The following is a 1,709-nucleotide window of genomic DNA, read 5'->3' on the forward strand; positions in this document are numbered from 1 at the left end:
CCCGCCGTTGGGCATCGTGAAGGATCCGGTGGTACCGGTTCCGCTGGCGATGACGGTATTGGTGTTCTGGTCGATGCAGCTCCAGGTGGAGGTGTATCCGGCGGCCGTGGGGCTGCTCGGGCGGGCACCTGCACCGGTTTCGGTGATGGTGTAGGTCGCGCCGGTGCGGCCGAAGACCGGGCCGACAACCTCGGACGGATCGCCCTGGATGCCGACCTCGTTGCCCGAGGTGGTGTCCTGCAGTCCGGCCGGCAGTCCGCCGCCGGCCAGGGTCAGGGTTACCTGCTCGCCCTCGACAGCCCGGCCGAGCGGGAAGTTCTTCTGAAGGGTGACGGTGCTGGGGGTCGCGCAGGAGGCGAAGTCGACGGACCCGGCCTGCGTCAGGGGAGCGGTCCGGACGACGTCGCCGGTCACGGGATCGACCGCGCGAAGGGTGCCTCCGCTGCCGAGGTAGAGCAGTCCGTCGCTGGAGATCGCGATGCCGTTGACGGGATCTGGCGTGGCGATGTCAGCCAGCTGCGTACCCGTGATGGTGACAGGAGCACCGCCGGTGGCGGGGATGGCCTGGTCGACGACGGACAGGATGCTCTCCGCTCCGCCGCCGCCGATGACGTACAGGTTGCCCTGCTGGTCGAAGACCCAGTCGCCGTTACGGCCGGCCTGCGGGATGCTGCCCGTAGCCACGAGGCCCAGGGACGTACCGGTGGTGACATCGAAGCCGTAGACCTCGAGCGCGTCGGTGACCGAGTTGAATCCGCCGTAGTAGTAGAGCCCGGTGGCCGGGTTGATGGCGCCGTGGGTGACGGGCGTTCCGTTTTCGCCGGCGCCGAGAGCCACTGTCTGCTCCGTCGCCCGGTCGATGCGGTAAATCGTACGGCCGGTGCCGGTGCTGTCCGGCAGGACGCCGAAGGCCGAGTTCCCGTCGCGGGAGATACCCAGGCCGTTGAGGTTCTGGGTCGTGTTCGGGATGGTGGCGGTACCGACGGATGTCTGTGCACCTGTGCCTGTGTCGACCTGCCAGAGGTTGCGGGCTCCCGCACCCTGGATCGAGTAGATCGCTCCGCAGTCCAGGGCGGGAGCGGCCTGAGCCGGTGTTGAGACCGACGGGCTCAGGCTGCCGATGGTGAGCATTCCTGCTGCGAGTGCTCCGGTGGCGAGTAAGCTCAAGCTCTTCCGGGCAGCACGCATTGACGTGTACTTCATTCTTCCCCTCATTTAGTTGTGGTCGGGCCCCAGGCCCGACCACCAACACTATGAAGCGAACCCGGTGATATCCGGGTCTCGAAATGAACATGGGATAACGGTTCGATCCCAAGACACCGAAGTTCGAAGCAGGAGTCACACCTCTTTGAAGCAAGTTCGGATGCTTCCTCAAGAAATGCCGAAGAAGAAGCGAAGTATGCAACTTCCCGAGCTAACCACCGTCACGGTGGTGATCATGCTGGCAATAACAACGACACCCAGCCAGGCATGGTTACTGGGGGTCCGCCTGACCGGGTGTCGCTGAAGTCCCCGCCCGACAAGGGGTAAGAGCCGGGAGGGGAGCACATGCCGTGACCATTCGGGAACCCGCCCCGGGAGGGGGCCGGACATCGACTGTCACGAAGTTCGTAGGTGTTCTGAATCAACTATATGTGGGCTGGATAAGGGTGCTGGCATGCAACAGCGCCCGGGCCGGGGGTGTTCCCGACTCCGGGCGCTGTGGTGAT

The 1,709-nt window shown here is 65.2% G+C and carries 1 pseudogene; it reads right to left on the minus strand.

The annotated features are described in order from the left end of the window. A pseudogene (locus tag FDK12_RS14950) lies at window positions 1-1,203 on the minus strand (hypothetical protein); the annotation flags it as partial. Window positions 1,204-1,709 lie beyond the last annotated feature (506 nt).

It is taken from the genome of Arthrobacter sp. NamB2 (assembly GCF_005281365.1).
Lineage (GTDB): Bacteria > Actinomycetota > Actinomycetes > Actinomycetales > Micrococcaceae > Arthrobacter_D.